This window comes from Tistrella arctica (genome assembly GCF_039630945.1).
Taxonomy (GTDB): Bacteria; Pseudomonadota; Alphaproteobacteria; order Tistrellales; family Tistrellaceae; genus Tistrella; species Tistrella bauzanensis.
Window position 1 is genome coordinate 218,479 of the sequence record NZ_JBBKTV010000006.1, and the last position, 11,783, is coordinate 230,261.

12 protein-coding genes and 1 tRNA gene are annotated in these 11,783 nt (G+C 68.2%); 8 read left to right on the forward strand and 5 right to left on the reverse strand.

What is annotated here, in order from left to right; translation table 11 throughout:
- Position 1: 1 nt before the first annotated feature.
- Positions 2–502: a type III secretion system chaperone family protein gene (locus WG924_RS15035; protein ID WP_188581527.1), complete on the reverse strand. Its 501-nt coding sequence runs from the start codon at positions 500–502 to the stop codon at positions 2–4.
- Positions 503–956: 454 nt separating this feature from the next.
- The gene (locus WG924_RS15040; RefSeq protein ID WP_345933865.1) at positions 957–1,571 is read right to left on the reverse strand and encodes a pyridoxamine 5'-phosphate oxidase family protein; all 615 of its coding nucleotides are present in this window, start codon (positions 1,569–1,571) and stop codon (positions 957–959) included.
- Positions 1,572–1,707: 136 nt separating this feature from the next.
- Between WG924_RS15040 and WG924_RS15045 the strand changes: the two genes are divergently transcribed.
- From WG924_RS15045 to WG924_RS15080, 8 genes are all read left to right on the forward strand, one after another.
- Positions 1,708–2,679 (forward strand): NAD(P)-dependent oxidoreductase, encoded by a 972-nt coding sequence (locus WG924_RS15045; protein ID WP_345933866.1) that lies wholly within the window; start codon positions 1,708–1,710, stop codon positions 2,677–2,679.
- Between the two features lie 279 nt (positions 2,680–2,958).
- Positions 2,959–4,134, forward strand: coding sequence for a P1 family peptidase (locus tag WG924_RS15050; RefSeq protein ID WP_345933867.1), 1,176 nt, complete (start codon positions 2,959–2,961; stop codon positions 4,132–4,134).
- 6 nt (positions 4,135–4,140) lie between these two features.
- On the forward strand, positions 4,141–5,631 hold the full coding sequence (locus WG924_RS15055; RefSeq protein WP_345933868.1) for an ABC transporter substrate-binding protein: 1,491 nt from the start codon (positions 4,141–4,143) through the stop codon (positions 5,629–5,631).
- 104 nt (positions 5,632–5,735) lie between these two features.
- Positions 5,736–6,692 carry an ABC transporter permease gene (locus WG924_RS15060; protein ID WP_345933869.1) on the forward strand — a complete coding sequence of 319 codons (957 nt, stop codon included), beginning with the start codon at positions 5,736–5,738 and terminating at the stop codon, positions 6,690–6,692.
- 23 nt (positions 6,693–6,715) lie between these two features.
- On the forward strand, positions 6,716–7,639 hold the full coding sequence (locus WG924_RS15065) for an ABC transporter permease (protein WP_345933870.1): 924 nt from the start codon (positions 6,716–6,718) through the stop codon (positions 7,637–7,639).
- Between the two features lie 69 nt (positions 7,640–7,708).
- A complete protein-coding gene (locus WG924_RS15070; RefSeq protein ID WP_345933871.1) occupies positions 7,709–8,746 on the forward strand; it encodes an ABC transporter ATP-binding protein in 1,038 nt (345 codons plus the stop codon).
- Complete coding sequence (locus WG924_RS15075; protein WP_345933872.1) at positions 8,743–9,786, forward strand: ABC transporter ATP-binding protein; 1,044 nt, start codon at positions 8,743–8,745, stop codon at positions 9,784–9,786. The genes WG924_RS15070 and WG924_RS15075 overlap by 4 nt, the downstream gene beginning before the upstream one ends.
- A gap of 146 nt (positions 9,787–9,932) precedes the next feature.
- Positions 9,933–10,009, forward strand: a tRNA-Arg gene (locus WG924_RS15080).
- Positions 10,010–10,105: 96 nt separating this feature from the next.
- On the opposite strand, the gene WG924_RS15085 is transcribed toward WG924_RS15080, so the two are convergent.
- The 3 genes from WG924_RS15085 to WG924_RS15095 form a co-directional block, all read right to left on the reverse strand.
- Positions 10,106–10,714: a potassium channel family protein gene (locus WG924_RS15085; RefSeq protein WP_345933873.1), complete on the reverse strand. Its 609-nt coding sequence runs from the start codon at positions 10,712–10,714 to the stop codon at positions 10,106–10,108.
- Positions 10,715–10,844: 130 nt separating this feature from the next.
- A complete protein-coding gene (locus tag WG924_RS15090) occupies positions 10,845–11,402 on the reverse strand; it encodes a cytochrome b/b6 domain-containing protein (protein ID WP_345933874.1) in 558 nt (185 codons plus the stop codon).
- A 3-nt stretch (positions 11,403–11,405) separates the two neighbouring features.
- A complete protein-coding gene (locus WG924_RS15095; RefSeq protein WP_345933875.1) occupies positions 11,406–11,696 on the reverse strand; it encodes a PepSY domain-containing protein in 291 nt (96 codons plus the stop codon).
- Between the last annotated feature and the right edge of the window lie 87 nt (positions 11,697–11,783).

Genomic DNA, 11,783 nt, shown 5'->3' on the forward strand with positions numbered 1-11,783 from the left:
ATCAGGCCTCGCCGACGGTTTCGAACATGGCGGCGGTGATCGCCTCTTCGGCGGTCTTGCCGCCCCAGATCACGAACTGAAAGGCCGGATAGGCGCGCTCGCATTCGGTGACCGCGATATCGACCACCTCTTCCACATGCTCAGGGGTCAGCGGGCCGCCGCGAACCAGCAGGGTGTGGCGGAACAACGGCACCGATTCTTCGGTCCACAGATCGAAATGGCCCAGCCACAGGCGCTCGTTCAACTGCGCCAGCAGCGGATAGATGCCACCACGGCGCCCGACCGGCACCTTCATGTCCAGCGCGCAGGACAGATGCAGGGCGGCGGTTTCAGGGCGCCAGGCGAACCAGAGACGGAAGTCGCAGAACTTGCCGGTGATCTCCACCGCCATTTCGTCATCGGTCTGACGGTCGAACGGCCATTCATTGGCAATGACGATCTGTTCGACGAGATCGAGAGGGTTGGCCACGACGTCTTCGGCTTCCGCGATGATGAAGGACATGCTCGATCGCCTCCTTGGGCGGGCGGCTTGCGGGCCGCGGATCCCGTCGACAGGCCCCCGAAAACATCAGGACTGCGACGGGCGCGAAGGTGGGGGCGAGGGTGCCATGGCCGTCCGGCCGCCATCCGCCAAACGGTCGATCCGGCGCCGGACGGTCGATTCTGGCCCCATTGATGCGACAGCCCACCGGTATATGAGAGGGCCGCTACCACATCTTGTGGCGCAGGCGGTTAACACCGACTACGTCGGCAGCGTGCACGAAGCCCCCGGCAGCCGCAAGGCCCGTTGTTTAGCCCCATCCATGCATCAGATGCAACGTCTTTCCGCACCGCCCTCGCTCCGGCGGAAAAATGTCACCACATCAAACGCCTAGCCGGTCACCCCCGGCACCGGCCGATCACCGGCCCGGCGCCCGGATCAAGACCCGGGCACCCGGCTCAATACGGCACCCGGTTCAATACAAGGTGCGTGGCAGGCGGGTGCCGGCCTCGCTGTCATAGGCGGCACCATCGAAGCCGTCGCGGGCGGCGGCCAGCATGTCGCCGGCGGTCGGCAGCGTGTCGGCGCGCGGCCAGCTTGCCGGTGTCCACAATCCGGACCTCAACAGCGCCCGCGCGCACTGGAAATACACCGTGTCGATGGCGACCAGCATCACGGTCCGCGGCGGCTTGCCATCGATGGCGAAACTGTCCAGCAGATCGGGCGCCACCGACAGGCTGGCCCGGCCATTGACGCGCAGGGCCTCACCCTTGCCGGGGATCAGGAACATCAGCGCCACGCGCGGATCGCGCAGAATGTTGCGCAGGCTGTCGATGCGGTTGTTGCCGCGCCGGTCGGGGATTGCCAGCATGCGATCATCCACCACCCGCACGAAGCCCGCCGGGTCGCCGCGGGGCGAGCAGTCGAGCCCGTCGGGCGCCACCGTCGCCAGGGAAAAGAACGGCGCCGCCTCGATGAATGCGCGATAGGGCGGCGTCAGCGCCGGCACCTCCTTGGTCAGGGATGCCGGCACCGGCGCGCCATACAGCGCCTCCAGCTCGGCCTCGCTGGTCAGGATGTGATCGGTCATGCGGGCATTTCCTTGATGAACGGCGCGAGGGCGTGGATCGTGGGATGAAAGCGGAGTTTATATCATCATGCCCCGGCGCGCCGCTCAAACCGCCCCGCAGCCGGAGCATCCCCCTCTTGCGGAGCACAAGCCCCCGATGACCGGTTTCCCCGACACCACCGATACCGCACAGACCCAGGCCGCGCCGCGCCCGCGCCTCGACGGCCTTGTCATCGCCATGCTGGGGCTGGGGCTGATGGGGCGGCCTATGGCCGGGCATCTGGCGAAAGCCGGCGCGACGCTCAGGGTGTGGAACCGCAGCACGCAGGCGGCGACCGCGGTTGCGGCCGAAACCGGCGCCACGGTCGCCAGCTCCCCCGCCGACGCGGCGGCCGGCGCCGATATCGTGGTGATCTGCGTGACCGATACCGCCGCCGTCGAGGTGGTGCTGTTCGGCCCGGACGGTGTCGCCCAGGCCCGGCCGGCACCGGCGCTGGCGATCGATATGGGCACCACCGATCCGTTGGCAACCCCCGCGATCGGCCAACGCCTGACCGATGCCTGCGGAGCGGCGCTGGTCGATGCGCCGGTCTCGGGCGGCACCCGCGGCGCCGAGGCCGCCAGTCTGTCGATCATGGCCGGCGGCAGTGACGCGGCGATGGCACGGGCGCTGCCGGTGCTGCAGGTTCTGGGTGCGCGGATCACCCGCATCGGTGGCCCCGGCGCCGGTCAGGTGGCCAAGGCGGCCAATCAGGTCGTGGTCGGCGTGGTGATCCAGGCCGTGGCCGAGGCGCTGGCCCTGGCCGAGGCCGCCGGCGCCGATCCGGCCTGCGTGCGCACCGCCATGATCGGCGGTTTCGCCGATGGCACCATCCTGCGCCAGCATGGCGAACGCATGGTCACCGGCAACATGGTGCCGGGCGGCAAGTCCCGCATCCATCTGAAGGATATGACCCAGGCGACCCGTCTGGCCGAGGCGCACGGGCTGGATCTGCCGGCGACCCGCCTGGTCCGCGACTGCTTCGCGGCTCTGGTGGAACAGGGCCGCGGCGAGCTGGACCACAGCGCCCTGCACCTGCTGCTGACCGATGCCATCCGCGCCTCTGACGATGATGTCGCGGCACGATAGACCACTAAAAATCATCAAGACAATATTAGAAACGAAACGTCCACGAGAAGAAACAAGTGGTCATTCCTCCAAAGAGTTGACCACAAAACAATGAAACGCTAGGCTTCCCGACTTGTTGAAGCAGGGGGCCAGTCTAGAAAGCCTTGCCCCGTATCGTCTGGCAATCCTGCCGGTCATACGAGACATGTTAGGCAGTCCTGCGGCCGGCAGCCGCGTCCATCGCCACCCAGCCCCAAGGCCGCCCCTTTTGACCGCACCATCCGGAGCCTTCGCAACCCGATGACCCAGTCCCGTGCCGGTGCCGCCCAACCTGATGGTGCCATATTCCACCCAGGGCCACTGAACGCGATCACCGATGTGCCCGGCATCAAGGTGGGGCAGGCCCATGACGACCGGCTGTGGAGCGGTGTGACCGTTATCGTGCCCGACGAGCCGATGCTGGCGGCGGTGGACGTGCGCGGCGGCGGCCCCGGCACGCGGGAAACCGATGCGCTGAAATCGTCGTCGATGGTGCAGAAGGTGCATGCGGTGGTCTTGTCCGGGGGCTCGGCCTATGGCCTGGACGCCGCCTCGGCGGTGATGGTCCGGCTGGCGGCCGAGGGACGCGGCCACCGGGTCGGCGACGCGATCATCCCGATCGTGCCCTCGGCGATCCTGTTCGATCTGGTCAATGGCGGCGACAAGGCCTGGGGCCGCGAACCGCCCTATCGCCGGCTGGCGGATCAGGCGATGGACGCACTTGGCACCACCGTCACCGAAGGCAATGCCGGTGCCGGCTATGGCGCCAAGGCCGGCGCCTATAAGGGCGGGCTGGGCAGCGCCTCGGTGGTGACGGGCGAAGGCTTCACCGTGGGCGCGCTGGTCGCCTGCAATGCCTTCGGCACCCCGGTCATTCCCGGCACGCCGTGCTTCTGGGCCTGGGCGCACGAGATGGGCCGTGAATTCGGCGGGCAGCCGCTGCATCTGCTGGCAAAGCCCACCACCCACGACTTCACCTTCACGCCCGGTCGCCCCGGCGTGCCGGGCGAAGACCTCGCAGCCGCGGCCTCCGGGGAGAGGCCGGCCGTGGCTGACGATGCCGACGGACGTCTGGCGACCGGAGATCCGGCGGCAGCGGCAACCGCCGGCAACACCACCATCGGCATCGTCGCAATCGATGCCGATCTGACCCGCGGGGAGGCGGAGCGGATCGCGATCATGGCCCAGGACGGCTATGCCCGCGCGGTGCGCCCGATGCACACGCCATTCGACGGTGATACGATCTTCGTACTCGCCACCGGACGGCGTCCGCTCACCGATCCGGCGGCGGATGTCGCCCGGCTCGGCATGCACGCGGCAGACTGCGTCGCCCGTGCCCTGACCCGCGGCGTCTATGCGGCCGAAACACTGGGGCGCTACCCCGGGTATCGGTCCATTCACGGGCATCGGCTCAATCGGGCCGCGCAGGGAGGCTGACTAGACATGGGCACCATCAAGCCGTGGCTCGCCGCGGCACTTCTGGGGACGGCGGTGGCCTTCGGGCCGGCCGCGGCCCTTGCCGCCAAGGATACGTTCTCGATCGGCGCGGTGCTGGAGCCGCCGCATCTCGATCCCACCGCGGGCGCCGCGGCGGCGATCGACGAGGTCGTGCATATCAACGTCTTCGAAGGTCTGGTCCGCCTCGACGAACGCGGCCAGATCCAGCCGCTGCTGGCCGAAAGCTGGACGGTCTCGGATGACGGGCTGACCTATACCTTCAAGCTGCATGGTGGCGTCACCTTCCACGATGGCACGACCTTCGATTCGGCCGACGTGAAATACAGCTTCAGCCGCGCCGTGGCGCCGAACAGCGTCAATGCGCAGAAGGGCCTGTTCGCCCCGATCAAGTCGATCGAGACGCCCGACCCGCTGACCGTGGTGCTGACACTGGAAAAGCCCGCCGGGCAGCTTCTGTTCAACCTGACCTGGGGCGATGCGGTCATCGTGGCGCCCGAGAGTGCTGGCGAGGCCGAGAAGACCAAGCCTGTCGGCACCGGGCCGTTCACCTTCAAGGAATGGGTCAAGGGCGACCGGGTCGAACTGGTCCGCAACGACGCCTATTGGGGCGAGAAGCCGGCGCTGGCGTCGGCGACCTTCAAGTTCATCGCCGATCCCGCCGCCGCCCTTCAGGCGATCCTGGCCGGCGATCTGGATGCCTTCTCGAACTTCCCGGCGCCCGAGAACCTGCCGCAGCTTGAAGCCGATCCGCGCTTCAAGGTCGCCATCGGCACCACCGAGGGCGAAACCATCCTGGCGATGAACAACGGCGCCAAGCCGTTCAACGACATCCGGGTGCGTCGCGCCGTGGCCCATGCCATCGACCGTCAGGCCGTCATCGACGGCCAGTTCGGCTATGGCACGCCGATCGGCAGCCATTTCGCCCCGCATGCGCCCGGCTATCTCGACCTCACCGACCGCTATCCTTACGACCCCGATGCGGCCAAGGCGCTGCTGACCGAGGCCGGCTATCCCGACGGCTTCAAGACCGTGCTGATGCTGCCGCCCCCGCCCTATGCCCGCCGTGGCGGCGAGATCATCGCGGCCATGCTGGCTGATGTCGGCATCAAGGCCGAAATCGTGCCGCTGGAATGGGCGCAGTGGCTGGACCAGGTCTTCAAGAACAAGGCCTATGGCATGACCATCGTCTCGCACACCGAGCCGATGGATATCAGCATCTATGCCCGCGACAATTACTACTTCAACTATGACAACGCCGCCTTCAAGGAACTGATGGCGAAGATCGACGCCACCACCGATCAGGCCGAGCGCACCGCCCTCTATGGCGATGCCCAGCGGATGATCGCCGAGGATTCGGTCAACGCCTTCCTGTTCCAGTTGCCGCAATACGGTGTCTGGAATGCCAAGGTCGAGGGCCTGTGGACCGATCGTCCGTTCCAGGTCAACGATCTGACCAAGGTGCACTGGACCGAGTGACCAGTCCCCCGTCCGCGGCGCCGTTCCAAGGGCGCCCCGGACGGGGTTTCCGCACCAGGACTGCCCCGCCCCGCCCGACATCCATCCGAGGACGCGCCGGCTCCATGGCCCTGTTCCTGTTCCGACGGCTGATCACCCTGGCGCTGACCCTGCTGGTCGCCGCGACGGTCGTGTTCGTCGTGCTCGAAATCCTGCCGGGCGACCCCGCCGCGGTGATGCTGGGCCTGAACGCCGAGCCCGACACGGTGGCGGCGCTCCGGTCGCAGCTCGGGCTGGACCAGCCGCTGGCGGACCGGTTCTTCGGCTGGCTGGGCGGCATGCTGGTCGGCGATTTCGGCCGCTCCTACACTTATAGCGTGCCGGTGTCGGAGCTGATCGGCGACCGCATCGCCATCACCGTGCCGCTGGCGCTGCTTGCCATCCTGCTGTCCACCGCCATCGCCCTGCCGCTTGGCGTCTATGCCGCGCGCAATCACAACAAGCTGGGTGATTTCGGCGTGATGGGCTTTTCACAGGTGGGTGTCGCGGTGCCGAATTTCTGGTTCGCCCTGCTGCTGATCATCCTGTTCGCGGTCAATCTGGGCTGGACGCCGGCCGGCGGCTTTCCCGGCTGGGACGCCGGTGTCGGACCGGTGATCGCGGCCCTTGCCCTGCCGGCCATCGCCCTGGCACTGCCGCAGGCGGCCATCCTGTCACGCGTGACCCGGTCGTCGGTGCTGGAAGTGCTGCGCGAGGATTATGTCCGCACCGCCCGTGCCAAGGGCCTGAACCGCAGTGCCGCGCTGTGGCGTCACGCCGTGCCCAACGCCCTGATCCCGGTGGTCACCATTCTGGGCCTTCAGGTGTCGTCGCTGCTGGCCGGCACGATCATCATCGAGAACGTCTTCGCCCTGCCCGGTGTCGGCCGGCTGATCTTCCAGGCCATCGCCCAGCGCGACCTGATCACGGTGAAAAGCCTGGTGGTGATCATCGCGGCCGTGGTCGTGTTCGTGAATTTCCTGGTCGACATGTCCTATGCCGCCCTCGACCCGCGCCTCAGGCGCGGCGGGGACATGATGTGACGGGCCGTGAGGAGCACCAGACCATGAGCCAGACCGCACCCGTCACACCCGGCCCCACCACACCTGGCCCCGTCACACCTGGCCCCGTCACCATCCGCCGCCCATCGCCGCTGGTCGAGATCGCGCGCCGGGCCGTCGCCAGCCGCAATTTCGTCATCGGCGGCGTGCTGACCCTGCTCTTCCTGGGCATCGCCGCGACCTCGCTGTTCTGGACGCCGCTCGACCCCACCCGGATGAGCATCCGCACGCGGCTTCAGGGGCCGTCGGACCTCAATCTTCTGGGCACCGACCAGTTCGGTCGCGACATCCTGTCGATGATCATGACCGGCGCCCAGAACTCGATTCTGGTCGGCGTGGTCGCGGTCGGCATCGGCCTGTCGCTCGGCACCGCGCTGGGCTGCCTCGCCGCCGCCCGGCGTGGCTGGATCGAAGAACTGGTGATGCGGTTCAGCGATTTCGCCTTCGCCTTTCCGGCGCTGCTCTCGGCGGTGATGATCACCGCCCTGCTGGGCCCCGGCGCCGTGAACTCGATCCTGGCGATCGGCATCTTCAACGTCCCGGTCTTCGCCCGCGTCACCCGTGGCGCCGCACTGGCCATCTGGTCGCGCGAATACGTCATGGCGGCGCGCCTGTCCGGCAAGGGCACCGTGCGCATCACCCTGCACCACGTGCTGCCCAACATCATGTCGATCATCATCGTGCAGGCGACCATCCAGTTCGCGCTGGCGATCCTGGCGGAAGCGGGCCTCAGCTATCTGGGTCTCGGCACCCAGCCGCCCACACCAAGCTGGGGCCGGATGCTGAACGAGGCGCAGACCTTCATCTACATGGCGCCGCAACTCGCGATCATTCCCGGGCTCGCGATCGTGTTCACGGTGCTGGGCCTGAACCTGCTGGGCGACGGCCTGCGCGACGTGCTCGACCCCAAGCTCCGGCGGGCGCGCTGATGCCCCGCCCGTCACTGCTTCCCGCCCTCCAGCCTCTGCCCTCCTGCCTCTGAAGGACCGGACACGCCCATGACCGCTGCCGACGCGCCGCTGCTCGCGATCGACAATCTCCGGGTGACCCTGCCCACGCCCGACGGCCCGGCGCCGATCCTGCGCGGGGTCAGCTTCACCGTGGCGCCCGGCCAGATGCTGGGCCTGGTCGGCGAAAGCGGATCGGGCAAGTCGATGACAGCCCTTGCCATCATGGGCCTGCTGCCCGACAAGGCGATGGTCGAAGGCTCGATCAACCTTGCCGGCGAGGAACTCACCCGCTTGACCGAAGCCGCGCTGTGCACCCGCCGCGGCCGGAACATGGCGATGATCTTCCAGGAGCCGATGACCGCGCTGAACCCGGTCAAGACCATCGGTCATCAGGTCTCGGAAAGCATGCGCCTGCATCTGGGCGTGGGCCGCGCCGAGGGTGACGCCCGCGCGCGCCGGCTGCTGGAACGCGTGGGCCTGAACGCCCGGCGCTTTCCGCTCGACCTCTATCCCCATCAGTTGTCGGGCGGTCAGCGCCAGCGGGTGATGATCGCGGCGGCGCTTGCCTGCGAACCGAAGCTGCTGATCGCCGACGAGCCCACCACAGCGCTCGACGTCACCATTCAGGCCCAGATCCTGGACCTGATCGTGGAACTGGTCGACGAGATGGGCATGGGTCTGGTGCTGATCACCCATGATCTGGGCGTCATCGCCGAGACCGTCGACATGACCGCGGTGATGTATGCGGGCTCGATCGTCGAGGCGGCGCCCACCCCGGCGCTGTTCGACCACATGGCCCATCCCTATACCCATGGCCTGTTCGCGGCCATTCCCCATGCCCGCGGGCTGGAACATGCAGCCGATGGCGATGGCCCGGCCCATACCCGGCCCCGACTGGCCACGATTCCCGGCACCGTGCCCGATCCGCGCCGCCTGCCGCCGGGCTGCGCCTTCGCCGGCCGCTGCCCGCGCGCCGACGAGCCCTGCACCCGACCGATCCCATGGACACCGCTTGCCCCCGATCATGGCGTCGCCTGCATCCATCCGGTGGCGCGGGGCGAACACATTCCGGAGTTCGCCGCATGAGCGCCGCCCCGTCCCTGTCCCCCTCCACGGCTGGCACCCCCGCCGCTCCGCTACAGCCTGTCCCCCTGCTCCAGATCGAGGGGCTGGTGCGTGAATACCGCCTGCCCCGCGAAAGCCTGTTCCAGGCGCCGCCGGTGCTGCGTGCGCTCGATGGCGTGGACCTTCAGATGGCGGCGGGCGAAAGCGTCGGCATCGTGGGCGAATCCGGCTGCGGCAAATCCACCCTCGCCCGCACCGTGGTGGCGCTGGAAAGCCCCAGCGCCGGCCGGGTGATCTTTGATGGCGACGACCTGTTCAAGCTGGGCCGGCGCGACCTGCTGGCCCGGCGGCGCGATCTGCAGATGGTGTTCCAGGATCCTTACGGCTCGCTGGATCCGCGCCACAAGGTGGAACGGGTGGTGGCGGAACCGATGGAGGGGCTGAAGACCGCCGGCATGGCCGAGCGCGCCGAGCGGGTGGCCGAGGCGCTGGCCCAGGTGGGTCTGCGGCCGGCCGATGCCGACCGCTATCCGCATGAATTCTCGGGCGGGCAGCGCCAGCGCATCGCCATCGCCCGCGCCCTGATCACCCGCCCCCGGCTGATCGTGGCCGACGAGGCGGTATCGGCGCTGGACGTGTCGGTGCAGTCGCAGGTGCTGAACCTGATGATGGACCTGCAGGCCGCGGTCGGCATGGGCTATCTGTTCATCAGCCATGATCTGGGCGTGGTCGGCCATGTCACCGACCGGGTGGCGGTGATGTATCTGGGACGGGTGGTCGAAACCGGCCGCACCGCCGAGATCTTCCACAACCCGGCCCACCCCTATACCCGCACCCTGCTCGCCGCCGTGCCGGTGCCCGATCCGGCGCGCAGCCGCCGCCGGCGCGCCCGCAAGACGGCCGATCAGGGGCCGGCGCTGACACCGCAGGCCTCCGGCCAGTCGCGACCGGCCTGCGCCTTCATGCCCCGCTGCGGGCGCGCCACCGACATCTGCGGCACCCGGCGGCCCGAGCTGCGCCCGGTGGACGGGGGCCGGCTGGCCGCCTGCCACCACGTCTGATCGCCACGGCCCGCCAGCCCGCCGACACCTTCAAGAAAACGCCACATAGCGCTTGCATTCCCCGGAAAGCCGGACTATTTTCCGCCTCGTCCCGGTGAGGGGGCCACAGACCACCATCTGCGGCACACCCGCTCAAATCCGGGCATGCGCCGGTAGCTCAGTTGGATAGAGCACCAGACTACGAATCTGGGGGTCGGGAGTTCGAATCTTCCCCGGCGCGCCATTCAGGGGACCAACCTCACCGGTTGGTCCCCTGTTTCTTTTTCAGGCCTGGTTCTTCTTTTTCACGACCGGCGTCAGCGTCAGCCGCGACCGTCCGTCACTCGGCCTCGTCGTGATCCACAGCGTCGCCCCGGTCGTGGGCACGCGGGTGGTGACGGACATCCTGCACATGCGGCCGCCACTGGACATGCGGATGCCAGGGCTCCCAGCGATGGCCCTCGCTCTTCGCCCCCTCGCGCCGGCGGGCGTCGCGCTGCTCGATCGCGCTGGTCAGCACCGCCACAACCACCGCCGTGGTCCAGCCGAACAGGATGATGCCGTTCACCGACGCCATGGCGCCCAGCAACCGCCAGTCAGGGCCCAGCACGATATCGCCATAGCCGAGCGTGGTGAAGGTGACCACCGAGAAATACAGCGCCGCCTCAAGGTTCGGAAACTGGCCCAGCAGCAGCAGGACCGCCGCCCAGCCCCAGATCTCGATGGTGTGGGCCACCAGCATGCCCAGGGTCGCCAGCGCCACCAGCAACGGCACAGCCAGCGGCGCATTGCCCAGGATGTTCGAGGCATGCTCGCCCGACCGCCGCAGCAGCGCGATCACCGCCAGCGTCGCCGCCACATGGACCGCGATGGTCAGCACGATCAGGCCGGTTGCCAGCATCAACTGGAAACCGACGCGGGCGTCAGGCGCAAGGGCGGCATCGATCATGGGCAACGGGCTCTGCATGGTGGCTGGCAGGAGGGCGGATCGGGCAGCAGGGCGGATCGCGCACCAACCTATCCTGCCTCCCGGCGCCGGGAAAGCCTCCGCACTGCGACAGCAGAGCGAACACCTGCCGTCAGCGCAGCCGCTTGCGTCCGGTGATCATCGCCGCGATCAGGTTCACCGGCCCGGCCACGCTTTCAATAATCGCCACAGCCGCATGCAGCAGGGCCAGCGGGATGATCGCCTCGGCCGCGGCCTCGTGCAGCTCTTCCACCCAGCCCACACCCCAGAACATGTCGGTGGTGGTCATGATGCCGGTGATCGACACCACCGCCAGCAGGGCCATCAGCGCCAGCATCATCACCGCGCCGGCGGGATTGTGGCTGCGATAGATCCGGGCCCGCCCGGCGATACGATCGCGCAGATAGCCCAGAAGTACCGCCGGTGTGGGCACGAAGGCCCGAAACCGCGCGGGTTCGGTGCCGACGAACCCCCACAGGATGCGCACGGCCAGCGCGCCGGCCACGACATAGCCGACCCAGCGGTGCGGCGCCTCGCCCTCGTCCAGTATGGCCAGATCCAGCAGGCAACCCACCACCACCAGCCAGTGAAACAGCCGGACGACCGGATCCCAGACCCGGACGCCCGGCCCGGCGCGCGACAATTCCGCGCCGGGGCCTGAACGGGACATGGCTCAATCGATCTCCTGCTTCACGATCCGGGCATCGGTCGGGTCGAAATAGACCTCGGCCTTGCGGCCATCCTTGTCATGGCCATAGATCTCGTAGCAGTTGCCTTTGGTCACCTCGAAGCTGCGGATGTCCTTGAAACCCAGCTCCGCGATCTTCGCCTTCATCTGGTCTTCCGGAATCCATGCATCCCTGGCGGCGGTGGTGCAGGTGGGGTCAGCCAGTGCGGGGGCCGCAAGCGCCACCAGAACAGCCGCCGGGGCAGCGACGCGGGCAAGCAGGCGGGAAAGGGTCATCATCGGGTCTCCGGGCAAAGGGAGGGGTACCGGACCTTCCGGCGCCCGTCCAGGCCCAGACACTAGTCGTAACCGCTTGCGGCTGGC

Coding starts and splice junctions, on each gene's coding strand:
- WG924_RS15035 (WP_188581527.1), bottom strand. CDS start 502: ATGTCCTTCATCATCGCGGAAGCCGAAGACGTCGTGGCCAACCCTCTC.
- WG924_RS15040 (WP_345933865.1), bottom strand. CDS start 1,571: ATGACCGATCACATCCTGACCAGCGAGGCCGAGCTGGAGGCGCTGTAT.
- WG924_RS15045 (WP_345933866.1), top strand. CDS start 1,708: ATGACCGGTTTCCCCGACACCACCGATACCGCACAGACCCAGGCCGCG.
- WG924_RS15050 (WP_345933867.1), top strand. CDS start 2,959: ATGACCCAGTCCCGTGCCGGTGCCGCCCAACCTGATGGTGCCATATTC.
- WG924_RS15055 (WP_345933868.1), top strand. CDS start 4,141: ATGGGCACCATCAAGCCGTGGCTCGCCGCGGCACTTCTGGGGACGGCG.
- WG924_RS15060 (WP_345933869.1), top strand. CDS start 5,736: ATGGCCCTGTTCCTGTTCCGACGGCTGATCACCCTGGCGCTGACCCTG.
- WG924_RS15065 (WP_345933870.1), top strand. CDS start 6,716: ATGAGCCAGACCGCACCCGTCACACCCGGCCCCACCACACCTGGCCCC.
- WG924_RS15070 (WP_345933871.1), top strand. CDS start 7,709: ATGACCGCTGCCGACGCGCCGCTGCTCGCGATCGACAATCTCCGGGTG.
- WG924_RS15075 (WP_345933872.1), top strand. CDS start 8,743: ATGAGCGCCGCCCCGTCCCTGTCCCCCTCCACGGCTGGCACCCCCGCC.
- WG924_RS15085 (WP_345933873.1), bottom strand. CDS start 10,714: ATGATCGATGCCGCCCTTGCGCCTGACGCCCGCGTCGGTTTCCAGTTG.
- WG924_RS15090 (WP_345933874.1), bottom strand. CDS start 11,402: ATGTCCCGTTCAGGCCCCGGCGCGGAATTGTCGCGCGCCGGGCCGGGC.
- WG924_RS15095 (WP_345933875.1), bottom strand. CDS start 11,696: ATGACCCTTTCCCGCCTGCTTGCCCGCGTCGCTGCCCCGGCGGCTGTT.